The sequence below is a fragment of the Shewanella electrica genome, from assembly GCF_022321485.1.
Taxonomy (GTDB): Bacteria; Pseudomonadota; Gammaproteobacteria; order Enterobacterales; family Shewanellaceae; genus Shewanella; species Shewanella electrica.
Genome location: NZ_JAKOGG010000835.1, coordinates 1 through 231 on the forward strand (window position 1 = coordinate 1; position 231 = coordinate 231).

Below are 231 nucleotides of genomic sequence, written 5' to 3' on the forward strand. Positions count from 1 at the left end.
CTGATATTGCATATTTTCCAAGAAACTTCTTCTTGACTAATGACACAGATGGCACTGCCTGGCCAGCTTCTGCATTTAGAGAACCTGATTGCAGTTCACTCTCTGGAATCTCCCTATAGGTGATATCTGCAGAAGTAGGTTTGAAGGAAAACACTTTCCCATCATGTCCTTGGAGTTCAGACAAGGTGTTAGGATCAAAGCATGTTGCAAATAAAACCTTGCAATTCCTTG

General features: G+C 41.6%; 1 protein-coding gene. It reads right to left on the minus strand.

What is annotated here, in order from left to right:
* Window positions 1-231, minus strand: a 231-nt coding sequence (locus L9G74_RS24750) for a phosphohistidine-like domain-containing protein (RefSeq protein WP_238899125.1), incomplete at both ends; no start/stop codon positions are given.